The organism is Rickettsia koreansis (assembly GCF_046532895.1).
In the GTDB taxonomy this organism is placed as follows: domain Bacteria; phylum Pseudomonadota; class Alphaproteobacteria; order Rickettsiales; family Rickettsiaceae; genus Rickettsia; species Rickettsia rickettsii.
In genome coordinates, this window is sequence record NZ_WHLZ01000002.1 from 16,611 (window position 1) to 38,588 (window position 21,978).

Below are 21,978 nucleotides of genomic sequence, written 5' to 3' on the forward strand. Positions count from 1 at the left end.
TGTTGATTAAAAAGCAATACTATAGGTTGTCTATACTAAAGTACCTTCTTCTTCATAGGAGACTCCGGTCATCCACAGCATGATCATTATCAAGTAGAGTGTTATTTTCAGTAGTAACATCTTCATTAATTTCAGCAGCAAGTTTTTCAGCTTCAATTTCATCAATATATTGTTTTAGTTTAGCTTTTGTTGCGTTTTTATTTCTAACATACCAAGTTACCCCTACACCTATTATAACAGCTATGGAGGCAACTACAGCTGTACCAATGCTTATATATTGAGCAACCAGGGAATTATCGTTATCACTCTCATCAAACATATTTTCTTGAGAGTTGTAAGTTGTATTGAAAACAGTATTAGTAAGGTTTGCTACGGTGTTATTAATTAAATTTATTCCCGTTTCAGTCCAACTTTCAGTGTTATTGGAAAAGATTGATTCAGCAATTTTGGCAGTAGAGCTTGTTATTGTGTTATTAATCGGATTAGCTGCTATTTCAGATAAGTCTTTTGTTATGAGTTCTAATAAGTTTTCTATTGTGCTAGTACCTTGAGTAGTTCTAGATATCAGGTTAGATATTAAATCCTTTATTTCTGAAGAAATTCCATTCAAATTATTTCCTTTCAGTACCTCAAATATTTTGTATCCTTTACTATAACCTATAGTAATAGGGTTATTAGTTGCTGTAGTATTAAGTATATACTCAATAGTAGGGTTTTAAATTTTAGTATAATTTTGTGGATCAAAATAATAATAATAACGAAAATTTTCTTGACATATTTTCATCAATGCTTCCTCATAAATAAAAGTATTATCACCTTGTTTTTTTTAATATCGTCTCCATTATTATTAATTGCAGTAATAATAGCCTCGTCTATAGTTAGTTAACGCTTTCTTTATTTTGAAAAACCCTCTAAATATTAGGTTTATGATATCGCTATTTAATAATTCAATTCCTTTGCTACACTCCATCGTTGTCATATTGTTTTTAGGACAATTCGATACAATTAAATTTTTTGTAGTAGGATCTATATAATAATTTTCTCCGTTATATCCTATTTGAAGCATATTATATTCTTGATCTCCAATTGTTGCTCTTGCTGTAGTAATTCTTGCCACAGTGGTTAAAAATGAAGTTAATTGATGTATCATTTTGCTATTCCTTTGGATTTTTAAAATTGAAGGGCATAATCAGCAGTACTTATTTGATAGTCAAGAAATTATTAACAAAAATTAATAATTAATATATAATCATTGCAATTAGGTGAAATTATATAAATTTCAATATCGCTTGAAGTATCTAAAGAAATGTTATAAAGTCAAAAAGTTCATAGAAATTTAAGGGTATTATGCAAGTAGTAAAAGCTTTAGAACAAATTTTAGCAGATAGCTATGCTTTTTTTAAAACACAAAATTATCATTGGAATGTAGAAGGAGCAGAGTCATTTATTATTTGAGGGGCAGTATGAAGATTTAGCTGAAAGCTTAGATGAGCTTGCTGAAAGAATAAGAAGTTTAAATGCTAAAGTTCCCGCATTATCAGATTTAATAAAACTTGCATCTATAGATGAGGCAAATCTAAACGCAACAGCAAATGAAATGCTTAAAAGTCTAACGAAAGATCAAGATATTATTAGAGATACATGATATAAGGGACTCAAAGTAGCACAAGCAAAGGGTGATGAGGGTACAGCCGATATGATTATTGGACGAATTAAGGTGCATGAAAAGAATAGATGGATGCTTAAGAGTAGTATACTCTAGTGTCATTTCCATTTTCGTCATTGCGAGCGACTGCAAGGAGCGTGGCAATCTCAGGAGATAGTGTATGATTCCTGAGATTGCTGCGTCGATGCTTGTGCATCTCCTAGCAATGACGTTAATGCTCATAACAAACAAACTAACAAAATAAAAATAAAATGGAACAATATGATGTAGCCGTTATAGGCGGTGGTCCAGGTGGGTATGTTGCAGCAATTAGGGCAGCACAATTAAAGAAAAAAGTTGTATTAATAGAAAAAGAGCATTTGGGTGGGGTATGTCTTAATTGGGGGTGTATACCGACTAAATCCCTGCTTAAATCTGCTGAGGTTTTTGAATATATAAAACATGCTAAAGATTATGGAATTGATGCTAAAGGTGCTGAAATCAACATTAAGAAAATAGTCGAACGCTCAAGAGAGATTTCAAATAAGCTTGCAGGCGGTGTTAAGCTACTACTGAAGAAAAACAAAGTGACTGTGATATACGGAGTAGCAAGTCTTGCAGGAAATAAGGTAATAAATATAAATGATAAACCTACAGTAAAAGCAGGAAATATTATTATAGCTACCGGCGCAAGATCTAGGGTTTTACAAGGCTTTAAGCCCGACGGTAAACAAATTTGGACTTCTAAAGAAGCTATGATACCGCAGCATGTGCCGAAATCTATGATTATTGTCGGCTCAGGTGCAATCGGTATAGAATTCGCTTCGTTTTATAATAGTATTGGTGTGGATGTTACCGTAATTGAGGCACATAATAGAATATTGCCTGCTGAAGATATGGAAATTAGCGGAATCGCTCATAAGAACTTTGAGAAGAAAGGTATAAAAATTATTACAAATTCTAAGTTAATTAAGCAAACAAAATCAAAAGATAAGATAGAAGTTGAGTTAGAGTTAGCAGATAAAACACAAAAATTACAAGCTGAAATTTTACTTATGGCAGTAGGTATTACAGCTAATACGGAAAATTTAGGTCTTGAGAAAACAAAAATTAAAGTAGAAAACGGCTATATAACTACTAACGGGTTAATGCAAACTGCGGTATCAGGAATTTATGCTATAGGCGATGTAGCAGGAGTGCCTTGTTTAGCTCATAAAGCAAGCCATGAAGGTATTATTGCAGTGGAAAGCATAGCGGGCTTAAAACCGCATGCTATTAATAAACATAATATTCCTGGTTGCACTTATTCTTCGCCGCAAATAGCAAGCGTCGGTTTGACTGAAGAAGCAGCAAAAACCTTAGGTTATGAGCTTAAAATAGGCAGATTTCCTTTTATAGCTAACGGTAAGGCTTTAGTAAGTGGTGATAGCGATGGCTTAATTAAAACTATATTTGATGCTAAGACGGGTGAGTTGCTTGGAGCTCATATGATAGGCTCGGAAGTTACGGAATTAATACAAGGATATGTGGTTTCAAAAAATTTAGAAGGAACGGAGTTGGATTTAATTAACACTATCTTCCCGCATCCGACTTTATCGGAAATGATGCATGAATCAGTATTCTCTGCTTATGATAGGGCAATACATATATAATACTCGATGAACTTCAAAAATTGGCTACGTCGTCTTATAAGAGCTGTGGTGCTCACGTATTAAGTATATGCTCCGCTCCTCGCCTTATAGACTCCTTGCTCTTGTTGAAGTTGATCTTCGTATATACGTTTCATTTTACTTCGGAGATATAAATTAAGAAAATGAACAAAGGTAATTTAATCGAGAATTATGCAGTAGCGTTATTTAATAACGCTATGGTTGATAATATACAAGATAAGATCTTTGAAGAAATTACTTCTATAAACCGTATAATTACCGATAATTTTGATATTAGAGAGTTCCTATTTTCTCCTATAGTAAATAAGAACGACAAAATTAATGCAGTCAATTCATTAGCAAAAAATATCAAAATTAGCACAATAGTACAAAATTTTTTATTGTTATTGGTAAAAAATTCTCGTACTGCTATTTTATCTAATATAGTAGATGCTTATAATACTTTACTATATGAAAGTAAAAATATAAAGATAGTTCAGGTTATTTCTGCAAATAAGTTACAACCTAAAGAGCAGGAGTGGATTAAATCTCGTATAGAAAAAGAATTAAATCAAAAAACAGAAATATTATTTGATATAGATAATACTATTATTGGTGGTATTGTAATTAAATATGATAGTATGTTGCAAGATTACTCAATAAAAGGTAGTTTAGAGAAAATAACGAAAGCTTTAAAGACAGTTAATATTGCTGCATAGATATTTATATAGTCATTGCAAGGAAATTACGAAGTAATTGACAAAGCAATCTCAGGATATTTTATGAGATTGCCACGAGGCCTACGGCTGCTTGCAATGACGACTCGGTATCCACACGGGCAATGCTCGTTCGCAATGACAAGAAAATTAGGAGACATAAACCACATGAAACTGAAGCCTATTGAAGTAGCTGAAATATTACAAAAGGAAATAGCTAATATTAATTGCTTAAGTGAGCTTGAGGAAGTAGGGCAGGTAATAACCGTCGGTGACGGTATAGCCCAAATTTACGGTCTTGCTAATGTAAAATCCGGTGAAGTAGTAGAATTTAAATCCGGTGTTAAGGGCCTTGTTTTAAACTTGGAAAACGATAGTGTCGGTGCTGTAATTATGGGGGATGATAACCAAGTACAGCAAGGTGATAATGTCAAAAGAACTAAAGAAGTTTTAGAAGTACCGGTAGGAAAAGCTTTGCTTGGTCGTGTTGTTGATGCTCTAGGTAATCCTATTGACGGCAAAGGCGATATTGCAAGTAAAGAGTACAGACATGTCGAGATGAAGGCTCCGGGGATAATAGAAAGAACGAGCGTGAGTGAACCCGTACAAACCGGAATAAAGGCTATAGATTTGTTAATCCCAATAGGTAGAGGACAAAGAGAGTTAATAATCGGTGATAGGCAAACCGGAAAAACGGCTATAGCCGTTGATACTATTATTAATCAAAAACAAGTTCATTCACTTACTAATGAAAGTGATAAAATTTATTGTATTTATGTAGCTATTGGGCAGAAAAGATCAAGTGTTGCACAAATAGTAAAAAAACTAGAAGATGCCGGAGCCATGGACTATACACTCATTGTTTCGGCTACTGCTTCAGAAGCTGCAGCTCTTCAATTCATTGCCCCTTATTCTGCCTGTAGTATGGGCGAATATTTTCGTGATAACGGTATGCACGCACTTATTATTTATGATGATTTAAGTAAGCATGCCGTTGCATATAGACAAATCTCATTATTACTTAGAAGACCTCCCGGGCGAGAAGCCTATCCCGGCGACGTGTTCTATCTGCATTCAAGGTTGCTTGAGCGTTCTGCTAAAATGTCAGAGGAAAAAGGCAGCGGTTCACTTACTGCTCTTCCTATAATTGAAACGCAGGCAGGTGACGTATCCGCATATATCCCAACAAATGTTATTTCGATTACCGACGGTCAAATTTTCTTAGAAAGTGAGCTATTTTATAAAGGCGTAAGACCTGCCGTTAATGTCGGTATTTCGGTAAGCCGTGTTGGTTCTGCAGCACAAATAAAGGCTATGAAGCAGGTAGCAGGTTCGGTAAAGCTAGAGCTTGCTCAATTTAGAGAGCTTGAGTCTTTCGCGCAATTTGGATCAGATTTAGACCCTGCCACTAAAGCACAAATCGATCACGGTAAAAGATTAGTTGAGATATTAAAACAAGCTCAATATAATCCTTTTCCGGTAGAAGAACAAATAGTAAGTATTTATGTCGGAACTAAGAAATATTTAAATGATGTCCCGCTTCAGAAAGTAAAAGAATTTGAAGATAAAATGCTTACGGAGATAAGGTTAAATAAAAAAGATATTTTGGAATCAATAAAAAACGAGCAACGTATAACCGAAGAAACCGAGCAGAAACTAAAAGCATTTTTAGAAAACTTCGTTAAGGAATTTGTTAAATAAGATGATGTTGTTTTTGTGTGGATACTAAATCGTCATTGCGAGTGACTGACAGGAGCATGGCAATCTCAGGATATTTGACGAGATTGCAACAAAGCTTCGTTCCTCGCAATGACATAAAAATACTAAATAAATATGTCAAATTTAAAGCAGTTAAGAACTAGAATTAAAAGCGTTAAATCTACACAAAAGATTACTAAAGCAATGCAACTAGTATCAGCTTCTAAAATGGCAAAAATAAAGAGTCAAATAACCAATTCAAATTTTTATATTGAGGCTATTAGTAACATGATGTCTGCTATATTATCAATTGATATGTATGAGTTATCTATAGAAGAGCAGAAATTTTTTAATACCGTGCCGAATAAAGCAAATTTATTAATAGTTATGACATCACAGCGTGGTTTATGCGGAACGTTTAATTACAGTATAATTAAGCAAGTTAAGAATGATATTAAAGAGTTAGAAAATAAAGGCGAACAAATAAAACTTATCATTATTGGAAAAAAAGGTTACGAAGCACTAAAAAGGCAATATGTAAATTATATTGATAGTTATTTTGAATTACCCAAAATTCATGATGAAAATCTGATGCTACAAGTAAAACAAAAAATTATGTCGGCAGTAGAAAATCTAGAAGTTAGTAATTGTGTTATATATTTTAATAAATTTAAGAACGCAATGACTCAAATTATGACTAGACAACAGATTTTACCGGTAGCAAAATATCAGGATGATTCTATGATAGATAATCCTATAGTTAATTTAGTCGGATTCGGATACAAGGAACGAGGAGCGAAGCCTATAAATAATAGGAGAGCGACGAGTGACATGGTAGGCGAGTCCAAATCAATTGACTATAATTATGAATATGAGGGAGAGAATCTCATTTCTAATCTAATTAATTTATATGTGAATTCCCAAATAAATTATGCTTTACTACAAAGTAGAGCAAGTGAGGAGGGAGCTAGAATGACCGCTATGGAAAATGCAACAAATAATGCTAATGATTTAATAAGCAAGTTAGTTTTAAAGCTAAATAGATCAAGACAGGCTATTATTACTACGGAATTAATAGAGATTATAGCCGGTTCAGAAGCGGTTTAGATATACTCGTTTAATTTGAAAATTGGCGTCGTTGTTTCATATTTTTTGATCCTCACGTACTAGTATGTACGCTGTCAAAAAATATGAAACGCCTTGCTCTTTTCCACATTAAACTGCGTCTATCTGTTCTTCATTTTATTCGTAGTATATTTTTTAACAAAAGAAAAAATCATGACAAAAAATATTGGAAAAATTACTCAGATTATTTCAGCGGTAGTGGATGTAAAATTTACGAATAACGGTGCGTTACCGGAAATTTTAAATGCTCTAGAGTGCTATAACGATAAACAAAGGATAGTACTGGAAGTAGCACAACATATAGGTGATGATACGGTGCGTTGTATTGCTATGGATTCTACGGAAGGGTTAGTGCGGGGCGTAGAAGTAATAGATACAGGCAGTCCTATTCGTATTCCTGTAGGTACTGAGACGCTTGGGCGTATTATGAATGTTGTAGGTGAGCCGATTGACGGTAAAGGAGACATTAAAAGCTCAAATATTTCTTCTATATATAAGCCTGCTCCTGATTTTACCAATCAGTCAACCGAGCGTAATATATTAGTAACCGGTATTAAAGTTATTGATTTACTTGCTCCTTATACTAAAGGCGGTAAAATAGGACTATTCGGTGGTGCAGGAGTCGGTAAAACCGTGCTTATAATGGAGCTTATTAATAACGTAGCTAAAGCACATGGCGGTTATACGGTATTTGCAGGAGTCGGTGAGAGAACTAGAGAAGGTAATGATCTTTACCATGAAATGATTGACTCGGGTGTTATTAACCTTACAGAGCCTGAAAAGTCAAAAGTAGCTTTAGTTTATGGACAAATGAACGAGCCGCCGGGAGCAAGGGCAAGAGTTGCGTTAAGCGGTCTGACCATTGCGGAGAGTTTTAGAGATATGAATAAAGGGCAGGATGTTTTGTTTTTTGTAGATAATATTTTCCGTTTTACTCAAGCAGGTTCTGAAGTATCGGCGTTACTCGGTAGGATTCCGTCAGCGGTAGGGTATCAGCCTACTCTTGCAACCGATATGGGCGAACTACAAGAGCGTATCACCTCTACTAAACACGGCTCAATAACTTCCGTGCAGGCTATATATGTACCGGCAGATGATTTAACTGATCCTGCTCCTGCTACTTCTTTTGCACATTTAGATGCTACAACAGTACTTAGCCGTCAGATAGCCGAGTTTGGGATTTATCCGGCAGTTGATCCGTTAGATAGTAATTCGCAGGTACTTGATCCGATGATTGTCGGTGAAGAACATTATAGTGTAGCAAGACAAGTGCAGCAGGTTTTACAAGCTTATAAATCGTTGCAGGATATTATCGCTATTTTAGGTATGGATGAGCTATCCGAAGAAGATAAACTAACCGTGGCACGTGCTAGAAAAATACAGCGTTTCTTATCGCAGCCTTTCCATGTCGCTGAAGTATTTACCGGAGCTGCAGGCAAATTTGTTAATCTAGCCGATACTATCGCAGGTTTTAAAGGACTTGTAGAGGGTCAATACGATGATTTACCGGAAGCTGCTTTTTATATGGTTGGAACTATAGACGAGGCTATAGAGAAGGCGCAGACGTTGAAGTGACGTTGATGTCATTCCCGCGTAGGCGGGAATGACATAGTAAGTTTACTATATTATTCTATGAACGCAACAATTCTAGTCAAAATAATTACTCCTTTAAGTATTGCATTTGAAAAGCAAGCTAAAATGGTAACAATGCCGGGTGAGGAGGGTATGTTTGGAGTGCTGCCGAGTCACGTTCCGATGATTGTTAGTTTAAAAGCCGGTTTAATGCAGGTTTATATAGATGATATGCATAAATCCGAAAACACTTATCTTATTTCTGGCGGTGTGACCGAAGTAACGGCAAATTATATTAATATAGCTACGGAAACGGCTATTAACGTTACGAATTTAAGTGAAGCGGAAATAGCAACTAAGCTTCTCGATCTTCAAAAAACTTTATCAGATCAACATTAAGTTGTTTGAAAAATCTACGTTTTGGGATAAGGTTATTTTAATGTCATGTCAAGGCTTTTTTCCGTCATTGCGAGGAGCGAGAAGCGACGTGGCAATCTTGTCAAACTTCCTGAGATTGCCACGCAGTGCTAAGGCTGCTCGCAATGACGATGTTCATTCCACATAATCAAGTGAGACACAAATGTCAAAAGTACATAATTCAGAATATATACAAGAGTTATCAGTCGATAATACTTCATACAAAATTTACGATATAAATAAAGCGGTAAGCGATATCGATCTTCCCTTAAAAAAGCTTCCATATAGTTTAAGAGTATTATTTGAGAATGTATTACGTTCTAATGGTTCAAAGCAAAGCTTACTTGTATTTAAAGAATGGCTAAAAACTAAAAAATCTGATGCGGAAATAGATTTTATGCCGGCAAGAGTTTTGATGCAGGACTTTACCGGTGTGCCTGCTATTGTAGATTTGGCGGCTATGCGTGATGCGATGAAGAAAATAGGAGGCGATCCGTTAAAAATTAACCCGCTTATTCCTGTTGATTTGGTAATAGACCATTCCGTAAGCGTTGATTCTTATGCAGCTAAGGATTCATTCAATCAAAATGTTCAAATGGAAATGAAACGTAATATAGAGCGTTATGCATTTCTTAAATGGGGGCAGCAAGCATTTAATAATTTTAAAGTAGTGCCGCCGGGTACGGGTATTTGTCATCAGGTAAATTTAGAATATTTAGCAAAAGTCGTGTGGCATAAAGACGGCACTCTTTATCCTGATAGTTTAGTTGGAACGGATAGCCATACAACTATGGTAAACGGTTTATCAGTGCTTGGTTGGGGAGTCGGCGGAATAGAGGCAGAAGCTGCCATGCTAGGTCAACCTCTTACTATGATCCTGCCGGAGGTAATTGGGGTAAAACTAACAGGAAAATTAAAAGGTATAGCTACCGCAACCGATTTAGTTTTAACCGTTACCGAGATGTTGCGGAAAAAGAAAGTAGTAGGTAAATTTGTCGAGTTTTTCGGTGAGGGTCTTAAAAACCTAACGATTGCCGATCGTGCTACTATTTCTAATATGTCGCCTGAATATGGTGCTACTTGCGGCTTTTTCCCGATTGATCAAGAAACTATAAAATATCTAGAGCTAACAGGTAGAGAAAGAACGCAAATCAGATTAGTAGAGCAATACGCAATCGAGCAGAATCTTTGGTATGATTTTGAACATGCGGCAGAATATACCGAGGTTTTAGAGCTAGATTTATCTATGGTACATAGTTCACTTGCCGGTCCAAAACGTCCGCAAGATCGAGTAAACTTAAACGATGTAGCAAGTAATTTTAAATATGAATTACCGAATTTTGCTTTAGAAAATAAAGACATTGATAAAAAATATGCCGTAGCAAATCAGAATTACGAGATCGGTAACGGCGATGTGGTAATTGCAGCAATTACTAGCTGTACTAATACTTCTAATCCTTCGGTTATGATTGGTGCAGCACTTCTTGCTAAAAAAGCCCTAGAACACGGGTTAAAGGTAAAACCTTGGGTTAAAACTTCTCTTGCTCCTGGTTCAAAAGTCGTAACGGAATATTTGAAGCTTAGTGGTCTTGATAAATATTTAGATGAATTAGGGTTTAATCTAGTAGGTTACGGTTGCACTACTTGCATCGGTAATTCCGGACCTCTAAATCCAGAAATAGAGGAAACTATTAACAAAAACGGGCTAGTTGTTGCTTCTGTTTTATCTGGTAATAGGAATTTTGAAGGGCGAATTAATCCGCTTACTAAAGCAAGCTATCTCGGCTCGCCTATTTTAGTCGTAGCATATGCACTTAGCGGCACTCTTAATATAGATCTAACAAATATGCCTATAGGAGAAAATATTTATTTAAAAGATATTTGGCCAAGCAAAGAAGAGATAGATGAAGTTATTGCAAATTCAATTAATTCCTCTATGTTTATAGAAAAATATTCTGATATATTTAGCGGAACGAAAGAGTGGAAAGATTTACAGGTTACTAATAGTTCTACTTATAACTGGAATAAGAATAGTACCTATATTAATAATCCGCCTTATTTTAAGGATATAGGCAGCAAGAATAATATACAAGATATAAAATCTGCAAAAATTCTAGCAATTCTCGGTGATTCTATTACTACCGATCATATTTCGCCGGCAGGTAATATTAGTAAAACCAGCCCTGCTGCTAAATATTTAACGGACCATCATATAGAGCCTCTAGATTTTAACTCTTACGGATCACGTAGAGGAAATCATGAAGTAATGATGCGTGGCACATTTGCTAACATTCGTATAAAAAATGAGATGTGTAAAGGTGTAGAAGGCGGGTTTACCATAAACCAGTTAAGCGGCACGCAGCAAACTATCTACGATGCAGCTATGGACTACAAAGCTCATGATGTATCGGTAGTGATTTTTGCAGGTAAAGAATATGGCAGCGGCTCATCTAGAGACTGGGCAGCAAAAGGACCTGGGTTGCTTGGTGTAAAGGCAGTGATTGCCGAGAGCTTTGAACGAATACATCGCTCAAATTTAGTAGGTATGGGTATTTTACCGTTAACTTTTACCGGCAATAATACAAGATTAGATTTAAAGTTAGACGGTTCAGAAACTATTGACATTACAGGCTTAAGCGAGAATATAAGCTCTTATAATCCTGTTAAATGCGTGATAAAAAAACAAACCGGTGCAATAAGAACAATCGATTTAATATTGCAAATATTTACGGATAATGAAATAAATTATATAAAGCACGGCAGTATTATGCATTTTATGGTAGAGAGTTTGAAGGGGTAGTTTGCTGGTATCGTCATTGCGAGGAATTTGCGTAGCAATTGTACGTATGTAATCTTGGGATTTTGTTATTATTTCATGAGATTGCCACGCAGCCTACGGCTGTTCGCAATGACAACTCAGATAGCCATGCAACAACGCCACACGGGAATGACATAAAGAGGTAAAAATATGGACAAGCATCTTAAAGAATATACCGAGAGCGGTAAGAAAAATTTAATTGTGGTATATATATTATATTTATGCGGGATCGTAGCTCCGATATTGCCGTTAATAGGGGTATTTTTTGCATATCTTAACAAAGATAAAGGCGATCACTTTGCAATTAGTCATTACGTGTTTTTATTTCGTACTTTTTGCCTTGGGGTTCTTGGGTGGATTGTATGTTTTATATTTACGTTTATCATGATTGGAGTAGTACTATACTTTATACTCGCTGTTTGGTATATACTTCGTGTTGCCATCGGTTTTAAATATATGATAGAAGACAAAGCATCCCCAGACCCTATGACTTATTGGATAAAATAAAAATGATAAAGCTGAACGTAGACGGCTCTGAAATAGAAGTATCAGAAGGTAGCACCGTTTATCAAGCCTGTACACAAGCAGGAAAAGAAATCCCTCATTTTTGTTATCATGAGCGTCTAAAAATCGCTGGTAATTGCCGTATGTGCTTGGTTGAAATGGAAAAATCACCAAAGCCTATAGCTTCTTGTGCTATGCCGGTAAGTAACGGTATGGTTATTCATACCGATACGCCTATGGTAAAAAAAGCACGTGAAGGGGTGATGGAGTTTTTACTGATTAACCATCCTTTAGATTGTCCTATTTGTGATCAGGGCGGAGAGTGTAATTTACAGGATCAGGCTTTCAGATACGGCAAAGGTACTAATAGATTTCACGAAAATAAGAGATCTATTAAAGATAAATATATAGGACCGCTGATTAAAACAGCTATGACTAGATGTATACAATGCACAAGATGTATTAGATTTGCGAGCGATATAGCGGGAATAGAGGAAATGGGAGCTATTCACCGTGGAGAACACATGGAAGTAACTTCATATTTAGAGCAAACTTTAGATTCCGAAATTTCCGGTAATATGATCGATATTTGTCCCGTCGGTGCTTTGAACTCTAAGCCTTATGCTTTTAAAGCTCGTAAATGGGAGCTAAAACATACCGCTAGCATTGGCGTGCATGACGCCGAAGGCTCTAATATTCGTATTGATAGTAGAGGCGATGAGGTAATGAGGATATTACCTCGTGTTAATGAAGAAATAAATGAAGAGTGGCTTTCGGATAAAAATCGTTTTAGTTATGACGGTTTAAAATATCAGCGCTTGGATCGTCCTTATATCAGAAAAAACGGTAAGTTAGTAGAAGCTAGCTGGAGTGAAGCTTTAAAGACAGTAGCGGATAAAATAAAATCCGTAAAACCAGAAAAGATTGCTGCTATTGCTGGTTCTCTTTCTTCTGTCGAAGCAATGTTTATGTTAAAAACATTATTGCAAAAGCTTGGCTCTAATAATTACAGCGTTAATCAGTTTGACTATAAACTAGATACCATGCAGCGAGGCAATTATTTATTTAATACTACAATTGCAGAGATAGAAAAGGCTGATTTATGTTTGCTAATCGGAGCAAATCCAAGGCAAATAACTCCAGTATTAAATAGTAGAATAGGTATGCGAGTACGTGCCGACTCACTAAAAGTAGCAAGAATAGGTGGGGGGCATAACCAAACCTATAAAATTCAGGATTTAGGAAGTGATATTAAGATTATTGAGGAGCTAGCCATTGGTACTCATGAGTTTACGAAAGCCTTAAAAGCAGCAAAATATCTGATGATTATAGTAGGTGACGGTGTATATGCAAGAGATGACGGATATGCTATATTGTCGCTTATTCATAAGATAGTGACTGAATATAATATTATGCGTGATGATTGGAAAGGTTTTAATATATTGCATAATCACGCTTCTATAGTTGGCGGTCTTGATATTGGTTTTAATACTCCTATTAAGCTCGAAGAGTTGGAACTCGCTTATTTACTTGGAGCGGACGCCATCCCATTTGATAAGCTGAAATCGACTTTTATAATATATCAAGGACATCACGGGGACGCAGGTGCCAGCAGTGCTGATGTAATTTTACCTGCGGCTGCTTATACCGAGCAGAGCGGAGTTTACGTAAATTTAGAAGGTAGACCGCAAATCGCAGAAAAAGCAGTATCGCCTGTAGGGGTAGCTAAAGAAGATATAGAAATTATTAAAGAGCTTGCCGGTTATTTAAAAATAGATATCGGAATGGATAATTTGCAAGAAGTAAGAGTAAGGCTTGCTAAAGAATATAAGGTATTTGCTAGTATTGATAGAATTATAGAAAATAAATTTAGTAAGTTTAGCTCTAAAGATAAGTTATCAAAAGAGCCTATCACTGCAGAACCTATTAATTATTATATGACTGATGTGATTAGTAAAAATTCGGTCACTATGGCTAAGTGCGTTGAGGCTAAGGAAGCAAGAGACGAGGAGGCGGCATGATGAAAAATATGCTATTCTCACCCCGTATGTTATTCCCGCAAAAGCGGGAATCCAGCTCTTTTTTTGTAAATTATTTTCTGGATTCCCACTTTTGCGGGAATGATATAATAAGAGTACAATCATGCTAGAACTCTTTTTTGAATATATTTTTCCGTTAATTATCATCGCTCTAAAGGTAGTTGCAATTACTATCCCTTTAATATTGTGCGTTGCGTATTTAACATATGCAGAGCGTCGTGTTATTGGATTAATGCAACTTCGACAAGGACCTAACGTTGTCGGTCCGTTTGGATTACTTCAGCCTATTGCCGATGCGGTTAAGCTCTTATTCAAAGAGCCGATCATTCCAACCAATTCCGATAAAATATTATTTATTTTAGCACCGATGATAACTTTTATATTAAGTTTAATCGGCTGGGCAGTTATACCCTTTGCAAAGGGCGTAGTTCTGGCAGATATTAATGTAGGTGTTTTATATATTCTTGCTATTTCTTCTTTAAGTGTTTACGGCATTATTATTGCTGGCTGGGCTAGTAACTCAAAATATGCTTTTTTAGGAGCTATACGTTCCTCTGCCCAAATGATTTCTTATGAAGTGTCAATGGGGCTGGTTATTATTACCGTGCTACTTACTACCGGTACTCTCAATTTAAGTGAGATCATTGAAGCACAAAGAACAATGCCGTGGTGGATTGATTTAATGCTACTACCTATGGGTGTCGTGTTTTTTATCTCGGTGCTTGCCGAAACAAATAGATTACCTTTTGATTTACCTGAAGCAGAATCGGAGTTAGTTGCTGGCTATAATGTTGAATATTCCTCTATGGGATTTGCTTTATTTTTTCTAGGTGAATATGCTAATATGATATTAGTTAGTGCAATGACTACGATTTTCTTTTTAGGAGGTTACTTGCCGCCCTTTAATATATCGTGGTTAGATTGTATTCCGGGGTTCTTTTGGTTTGTATTTAAGGTCGGATTCTTATTGTTTTGTTTTTTATGGATTAGAGCGACCTTACCAAGATATCGCTATGATCAATTAATGCAACTTGGCTGGAAAGTATTTTTACCTCTAACTTTATTTTGGGTAGTGTTAGTATCAAACGTGCTTGTTTATACAGATAATTTACCGAGTATTTAGGTGTTATTGTCATTGTTGCTTGATCGGTTTACCCGTCATTGCGCGGAAATTACGTAGTAATTGACGAAGCAATCTAAGGATATTTGACGAGATTGCTACGCAGTCTACGGCTGCTCGCAATGACGACTCGGTATCCATGCGGGTGATGCCCTGCAGAAATACATCGATCTTTAATATATAATTTTTATGATAAACTATTTAAAATCGTTTTTTCTATATGAGATAGTAAGGGGGATGGCTTTGACTTTAAAGTATTTCTTTAAGCCCAAAGTTACCATAAATTATCCTTATGAAAAAAGCCCTGTTAGTCCAAGATTTAAGGGTGAACATGCCCTACGTCGCTATGAAAACGGTGAAGAACGCTGCATTGCGTGCAAACTCTGTGAGGCGATTTGTCCGGCACAAGCGATAGTAATTGAAGCGGACGAACGAGAAGACGGCAGCAGGCGTACTACTCGTTATGATATAGATATGACAAAATGCATTTATTGCGGATTATGTCAGGAAGCTTGCCCTGTAGATGCAATAGTTGAAGGTCCTAATTTTGAGTTTGCAAGTCTAACTCATACCGCACTTATTTACGATAAGGAAAGATTACTGCAAAATGGCGATAGATGGGAACAGGCACTCGCTAGTAAACTACACAAAGATTACGAGTATAGGTAATATACTCGTTTAATTACTCTTCATTTATTCGGAATATATACGTATATTATGCTATTGTGATTCTGTTAATAGGTTCATTTCAAAAAAGTTAAATTAAAAAATATATCATGAAAATTCGAACCTTGCATTCGAGATTTCATAAACCTTTGTAATTTAATTATTGCTTTTTTTTTGACTTTTACTCTCTTAATTGTAAATAATTATAAAAACTAAAAAATTATGTTTATAAAACAGTATTCCTACCGGAATAAGAGGAACTCATAAAATATATAGTACTAATGAGCAATATTTAAAGCTAAAATCATATTATAAGGATTTATATGAACAATTAAAAGGGTTGCCTCTAAAAGAGCTAAAAGACAAGAGAATTAGTTATAAGAATAATATATAGAAGTTACTAAAACACATGCTGTAAGTACAATAATTAATTGTTCAATTTGGATTATAGTTAGCCTTATATTTTTTATTGTACATTGGGAGATTTATAAAAATACGCAAAACAATAATAATTAATCAAGCTGTAATATCTGTGCAGATTTTATAGAGCTTTCTAGATGAGAGGATAGAAGAACAATACCGCCGCTATTTGCTTTCATGACAATTAGATTATTGAGTAAATCCCTATTTTCTTTGCTTAAGTTAGTTTCAACTTCATCAAGTAGCCATAAGTCAGATTGGCAAGCAATAAGCCTTGCTATGGCTACGATTTTCTGCATTCCGCTAGACAAACTATAGCATTTTTTATCTAATAAGTCGTGTAATTTGAAGTAATGAATAGCAGCATATAGGGTTTCAGCGGAATTATAAATTTCTGACCAAAATTTTAGATTCTCAAAAACAGTCATTTCTGATTTTAGACCTAAATTATGACCGATATAAGTGCAGTAAAGTTTAGCGATATTGTTAATATTACAGTTTCTATAGTAGATATTACCGCTACTCGGTTGCATAATTCCTGCTATCATTCGTAGCAACGAGCTTTTCCCACAACCGTTAGCTCCTTTTATATATGTGATAGAAGAAGGAAGAAAAGTAATATTTAGATCAAATAAGTTTTTAAATTGTAATTGATGAAGTGATAGCATGTCCTTGTCATACCATGGTTTGACCACGGTATCCATAAAAGCAATTCAAAATACTAATAATTTTACTAGATATCGTGGTCAAGCCATGGTATGACATCTGTTGCATTTAATTTTCATGATGCTCTTCTGGTGTGGTCCCAGTTAATTCTGTATTATCTTGTTGATTATTATGACCAATTCCAAGTTTCTCACGAGCATCTCTTCAAGCTTCTTTATGATCTGATGCATCAGGATTTACCACATGACTTATATCTATGCCTGTTACCTTATTAGCTTCTTGACCTAGTTTTTTAGTTTCTTTTGCTATTGTTCATATAAATCTCACTTTTAAGTTCTATAATTAGAGTAGCATTTATATTTTTTGTAAGCAATTAAAATTTTACCAACAAATTTTCCACCGATAAGCTAAATACATTTAAAATAGAACTCGGCATTAGACCAAAGTAAATAATTAATAATATTAAAGGAGCTATTGAGATTATTTCGTATTTATATAAATCTCTGAAATGCATAATTTCTTTATTGGTAATTTCACCGAGCATTACTTCTTTGTATAATTTCAGCATGTAAACCGCCCCGAAGATTATGCCGAGAGCTGCTATAAAGGTTGCTACTACATTCACCTTATAAATCCCAAGCAGGCTTAAAAATTCTCCAATAAATCCACTAGTTCCGGGTAACCCGACAGAGCCGAGCATTGCAATCATAAAAAATGCGGCAAGCACCGGCATTTTACTTGCCACACCACCATATTTAGCTATTTCTTTTGTATGTAATCTTTCGTACAAAGTACCGACTATTAAGAATAGACATGAAGAAATCACGCCGTGGCTAAGCATCTGAAATATTGCTCCGCTAACTCCGGCTTTAGTAAAGCTAAAAATACCTATCGTAACATATCCCATATGTGCAATAGATGAATATGCTATCATCTTCTTCATATCTTTTTGAGCAAGCGCAACGAGTGATGCATATATTATAGCAATAACGCTAAGGTAAATTACGTAAATTGCAAATTCTTGTGATACACTCGGACATAGAGGTAGTAATACTCTTAAAAAACCGTAACCGCCGAGTTTTAGCAAAATACCGGCAAGAATAACCGAGCCGCTGGTTGGAGCTTGTACGTGTGCATCGGGTAGCCAAGTATGAAAAGGAATAATAGGGATTTTAACGGCAAAAGCAATAAAGATAGCCCACCATAAAATTTGCTGAGCAAATAATGGAATATTATCGGTAAGCTGAAAGATATAGGTTAAATCAAAGCTATGCATTTTGCTATAAATATAAATTAATGAAAGCAGGAAAAATACAGAACCAAAGAACGTATATAAGAAGAATTTAAGAGCCGCATATATTCTATTCTTGCCACCCCATACGCCGATCATAATATACATCGGCACTAATATTGCTTCAAAAAACAGATAAAACAATAGTAAATTTACCGAGGTAAATGCCCCTATACAAAAAGATTCAATTAATAAAAAACATACCAAATATTCTTTAATATATTTTTTAACGGTAAATAAGCTTCCAATTATACAAATAAGAGTAAGAAAAGAAGTTAGAACCACAAAAAATATTGATATACCGTCAACGCCTACATGGAATTCAAGCCCGATCTTATCAAGCCAAGCGTAGCGTTCAACAAATTGATAAGCGGGTTTTGAGGAGTCAAACTCTATTAAAATATAGATAGTTGAGATGAATGTTAAAACAGAACTCAGCACTGCAACATACATTACATATATCGGTTTATCTGCTTTTTTACTTTGACTAATAAACAGCAAAATATATAGCACGCTTATTAGCGGCAGAAAAATACTAATAGATATAATAGGTAATTCTAACATTCTTTAAGATTTTATGAGTTTTTTTCCGTCATGGCGAAGCAAATTACGAAGTAATTGACGAAGCAATCTCAGGAATTTGTTATTATTTCATGAGATTGCCACGCTCTTTACATTCGCTCGCAATGACGGTTTTAGTTTTTAACGCAAATAACATCAGTACATTATGTTTTTCCAAACAAAATAACTAATTGTTACAACAATAAATGATACTATATACAAAGCATAATTAAAAACATATCCTGTTTGTATTTTGCCGGTAAGAACGCTAAAGTAATTAACGACTCGTGAAAAACCGTTCGGTCCAAAACGATCAATTATTTGCTGATCGCCAAGATAAAATAAAGAAGCTAAACAGTTAATAGGTTTCACAATTAAGCAATTATATATTTCATCGAAGTAATATTTATTTCGTAATATGTTGGAAATTAATACAAGGGGTGTCATCCCGCGGCTTGACCGCAGGATCCAGGCGTTTTTAATATTTTTACTGGATTTCCGCTTTTGCGGGAATGACATAACAGGACTTGACTTATATAAGTAAATCCCAGTAACAATACCCACTATACCGACTGCCATAGGTAGTAGCTTAATATATAAAGGCGGGTGGCTAATTAGTAATTTATAAATATGTAAATTAAATAGGCTTGCATGGAAATAACCGTTTGGTTTGTCCATAGCAAGTAAATAATAGCCGATCATACCGCTAAAAAAGCTCCCGGCGACAAGTAATATAAGTGGATTATTCATTACTTTAGCCGGTTCGTGAGCATGCTCAAAAACATCTTTTTCTAGCTTAGTTTTGCCATGAAATACCAACATAATAATCTTCATTGAATAAATAGCGGTAAGTATTGCTGCTGCTATTCCAAAAATAAACATAAACGAGCCGCTACTATAAGCCGCTTCTAAAATCGAGTCTTTAGAGTAAAATCCTGCCAAAGGATAAATCCCTATTAGTGCAAGTGAGCCGATTAAGAAGTTGCCATAAGTTACCGGCATTTTATTTCTTAAATCACCCATTTTAAAAATATCCTGCTCGTGAACGGCATGTATTACGCTGCCGGCTGATAAGAATAATAAGGCCTTAAAAAAGGCATGAGTTACTAAGTGAAATATTCCGCTATTATAGGCAGATACTCCGCACGCCATGAACATATAACCAAGCTGACTGCAAGTTGAGTAAGCAATAATCTTCTTTATATCGCTGTGCATAATAGCAATGCTTGCAGCAAAGAGACAAGTAACACCGCCGATAATCGTAATAAATTGTAGAATTAAAGGGCTATATTCAAATAAATACGAGCAGCGTGCTACTAAGAATACTCCTGCCGTTACCATGGTTGCTGCATGAATAAGTGCAGATACCGGAGTCGGTCCTTCCATCGCATCAGGAAGCCATACATGTAAACCGATCTGTGCAGATTTACCCATACAACCGATGAATAATAATAAACAAATAATGTCTAGAATGGAAAAATGTAAAAATATTTTTATATTAGATAATAATTCTGCAGATGACAATACATCTTTGTAATTTGCCGAGCCACAATAAACAATAATCGTCATTACGCCTAAGATAAAAGCAAAATCGCTGGCTCTATTTATTATAAAAGCTTTAATCGCTGCTTTATTGGCTGATTCTTTTGAATACCAAAAACCTATTAGTAAATATGAGCAAGCGCCGACGCCCTCCCAACCGAAAAATAACTGTAAGAAATTATCGCTAGATACTAGCATTAACATAAAAAAAGTGAATAAAGAAAGAAAAGACAAGAAGCGTATAATCCCCTTATCTTCGGCCATATATCCAAGCGAGTAGATATGCACGATGCTTGACACCCATGTTACGGCTATAAACATTATGCTAGTTAGCTGATCGATATAAATCGACCAATTTACTTTAAAATTTTCAATCTCAATCCATGGTAATAATTTAATATGGATTATATTCCCGTCTAAGCCTGCATCGCAAAATATTATTAATGAGAATAAGGCAGATAAAGATAAAAAGCCGGTTGCAATTACTTGCGCTAATTTTTTGTCTATTACCCTTACGAATAACCCGTTTATTATGCTAGATGCAAGCGGTAACATGATGATCATTATAGAAATATTCTGATACATCATTATCCCCACATCTGATTAATGTCGGTAATTTCAATGGAGCCTTTATTACGGAAATATATTAGTAATATTGCAAGCCCGATTGAGGTTTCGGCAGCTGCTACGGTTAAGATTATAATACTAAAAATTTGTCCCGATAATTCTTGCATATATACGGAAAATGCAACAAAATTTATGTTAACTGCAAGCAGCATTAACTCAATAGACATTAATATATTGATAATATTTTTGCGATGCATAAATAATCCAAACATTCCGATAGTAAAAACTAAGCTGCTTAAGATTAAATAATGATTAAGCGAAATATATTCATTCATATTTAATATTCTCAATACCTTTATTTAGAATAGGCTTTGTCATTAATATGGTATTTTCTTTATTGTGACGTGGTTGTTTTGATATATCTTGACGTTTTACTCCCTCACGCTTCTTTAGTGTTAACGTAATACATGCAATCATAGCGACAAATAATATAAGGCCTGCCATTTGAAACGGTAGCATAAAGTCTGTGTAGAGTACGCCTCCTATTGCTTTAGTATTTGAGATATTATTTGTTATGGCAAACGATACATTGGAGTTGAAATTAATATTTTTAGTACCAAGTAAAATAATTATTACTAAATCGGCAAACATAATCAAAGCTATAAAAATACTTAAAGCTAGATTTGCTTTTAGCTGCGTTATTGTCTTATTAAAATGCATATCTAGCATCATTATCACAAATAAGAATAATACTGCTACAGCTCCAACATAAATCACTATCAGCACCATAGCTAAAAATTCTGCTCCAAGCAAAATCATAAGTCCTGCACCGTTGATAAATGCAAAAATTAACCATAATACCGAATATACGGAATTTTTGCTTAAGACAACGCATAAGCTACTGATAGTTATTAATGTTGCAAATAAATAAAAAAATATAGGCATGGTGTTTATATAGGTTG

Annotated in this window: 18 protein-coding genes and 1 pseudogene; 12 read left to right on the top strand and 7 right to left on the bottom strand. The window is 35.0% G+C overall.

Features of this window, described 5'->3' with window-relative positions:
- Window positions 1-52: 52 nt before the first annotated feature.
- The gene (locus tag GCO76_RS05690) at window positions 53-610 is read right to left on the bottom strand and encodes a hypothetical protein (protein ID WP_410956504.1); all 558 of its coding nucleotides are present in this window, start codon (window positions 608-610) and stop codon (window positions 53-55) included.
- A gap of 237 nt (window positions 611-847) precedes the next feature.
- Window positions 848-1,150 carry a hypothetical protein gene (locus GCO76_RS05695; RefSeq protein ID WP_410956505.1) on the bottom strand — a complete coding sequence of 101 codons (303 nt, stop codon included), beginning with the start codon at window positions 1,148-1,150 and terminating at the stop codon, window positions 848-850.
- 197 nt (window positions 1,151-1,347) lie between these two features.
- Between GCO76_RS05695 and GCO76_RS05700 the strand changes: the two are divergent.
- The 12 genes and pseudogenes from GCO76_RS05700 to nuoI all read left to right on the top strand — a co-directional run bounded on the left by GCO76_RS05700 (window position 1,348) and on the right by nuoI (window position 15,972).
- Window positions 1,348-1,762, top strand: a pseudogene (locus GCO76_RS05700) (Dps family protein).
- Window positions 1,763-1,917: 155 nt separating this feature from the next.
- Window positions 1,918-3,297, top strand: a complete 1,380-nt coding sequence (lpdA, locus tag GCO76_RS05705) for a dihydrolipoyl dehydrogenase (protein ID WP_410956506.1) — start codon at window positions 1,918-1,920, stop codon at window positions 3,295-3,297.
- A 161-nt stretch (window positions 3,298-3,458) separates the two neighbouring features.
- Window positions 3,459-4,013, top strand: a complete 555-nt coding sequence (gene atpH / locus GCO76_RS05710; protein WP_103897483.1) for an ATP synthase F1 subunit delta — start codon at window positions 3,459-3,461, stop codon at window positions 4,011-4,013.
- A 165-nt stretch (window positions 4,014-4,178) separates the two neighbouring features.
- Window positions 4,179-5,711, top strand: coding sequence for a F0F1 ATP synthase subunit alpha (gene atpA / locus GCO76_RS05715; RefSeq protein WP_410956507.1), 1,533 nt, complete (start codon window positions 4,179-4,181; stop codon window positions 5,709-5,711).
- Window positions 5,712-5,843: 132 nt separating this feature from the next.
- Complete coding sequence (atpG, locus tag GCO76_RS05720) at window positions 5,844-6,815, top strand: ATP synthase F1 subunit gamma (protein ID WP_410956508.1); 972 nt, start codon at window positions 5,844-5,846, stop codon at window positions 6,813-6,815.
- A gap of 171 nt (window positions 6,816-6,986) precedes the next feature.
- Window positions 6,987-8,408 carry a F0F1 ATP synthase subunit beta gene (gene atpD / locus GCO76_RS05725; RefSeq protein WP_410956509.1) on the top strand — a complete coding sequence of 474 codons (1,422 nt, stop codon included), beginning with the start codon at window positions 6,987-6,989 and terminating at the stop codon, window positions 8,406-8,408.
- A gap of 57 nt (window positions 8,409-8,465) precedes the next feature.
- Entirely contained in the window at window positions 8,466-8,804 is a 339-nt protein-coding gene (locus GCO76_RS05730) for a F0F1 ATP synthase subunit epsilon (protein ID WP_103897487.1), read from the top strand.
- Between the two features lie 181 nt (window positions 8,805-8,985).
- A complete protein-coding gene (gene acnA / locus GCO76_RS05735; RefSeq protein ID WP_410956510.1) occupies window positions 8,986-11,622 on the top strand; it encodes an aconitate hydratase AcnA in 2,637 nt (878 codons plus the stop codon).
- A 168-nt stretch (window positions 11,623-11,790) separates the two neighbouring features.
- Window positions 11,791-12,147 (top strand): DUF4870 family protein, encoded by a 357-nt coding sequence (locus tag GCO76_RS05740; RefSeq protein ID WP_103897489.1) that lies wholly within the window; start codon window positions 11,791-11,793, stop codon window positions 12,145-12,147.
- Window positions 12,148-12,149: 2 nt separating this feature from the next.
- A complete protein-coding gene (nuoG, locus tag GCO76_RS05745; protein WP_410956511.1) occupies window positions 12,150-14,165 on the top strand; it encodes an NADH-quinone oxidoreductase subunit NuoG in 2,016 nt (671 codons plus the stop codon).
- A gap of 121 nt (window positions 14,166-14,286) precedes the next feature.
- Window positions 14,287-15,306, top strand: coding sequence for an NADH-quinone oxidoreductase subunit NuoH (gene nuoH / locus GCO76_RS05750; protein WP_410956512.1), 1,020 nt, complete (start codon window positions 14,287-14,289; stop codon window positions 15,304-15,306).
- A 186-nt stretch (window positions 15,307-15,492) separates the two neighbouring features.
- Window positions 15,493-15,972 (top strand): NADH-quinone oxidoreductase subunit NuoI, encoded by a 480-nt coding sequence (gene nuoI / locus GCO76_RS05755; RefSeq protein WP_017442668.1) that lies wholly within the window; start codon window positions 15,493-15,495, stop codon window positions 15,970-15,972.
- 509 nt (window positions 15,973-16,481) lie between these two features.
- Here nuoI and ccmA read toward each other — a convergent pair.
- The 5 genes from ccmA to GCO76_RS05780 all read right to left on the bottom strand — a co-directional run bounded on the left by ccmA (window position 16,482) and on the right by GCO76_RS05780 (window position 21,961).
- On the bottom strand, window positions 16,482-17,057 hold the full coding sequence (ccmA, locus tag GCO76_RS05760) for a heme ABC exporter ATP-binding protein CcmA (RefSeq protein ID WP_103897490.1): 576 nt from the start codon (window positions 17,055-17,057) through the stop codon (window positions 16,482-16,484).
- A 371-nt stretch (window positions 17,058-17,428) separates the two neighbouring features.
- The gene (locus GCO76_RS05765) at window positions 17,429-18,910 is read right to left on the bottom strand and encodes an NADH-quinone oxidoreductase subunit M (protein WP_410956513.1); all 1,482 of its coding nucleotides are present in this window, start codon (window positions 18,908-18,910) and stop codon (window positions 17,429-17,431) included.
- 153 nt (window positions 18,911-19,063) lie between these two features.
- Window positions 19,064-21,037 carry an NADH-quinone oxidoreductase subunit L gene (gene nuoL / locus GCO76_RS05770; protein WP_410956514.1) on the bottom strand — a complete coding sequence of 658 codons (1,974 nt, stop codon included), beginning with the start codon at window positions 21,035-21,037 and terminating at the stop codon, window positions 19,064-19,066.
- Window positions 21,037-21,351 carry an NADH-quinone oxidoreductase subunit NuoK gene (gene nuoK / locus GCO76_RS05775; RefSeq protein ID WP_012151334.1) on the bottom strand — a complete coding sequence of 105 codons (315 nt, stop codon included), beginning with the start codon at window positions 21,349-21,351 and terminating at the stop codon, window positions 21,037-21,039. The genes nuoL and nuoK overlap by 1 nt, the downstream gene beginning before the upstream one ends.
- Window positions 21,344-21,961: an NADH-quinone oxidoreductase subunit J gene (locus GCO76_RS05780; RefSeq protein WP_410956515.1), complete on the bottom strand. Its 618-nt coding sequence runs from the start codon at window positions 21,959-21,961 to the stop codon at window positions 21,344-21,346. The genes nuoK and GCO76_RS05780 overlap by 8 nt, the downstream gene beginning before the upstream one ends.
- Window positions 21,962-21,978: the final 17 nt, after the last annotated feature.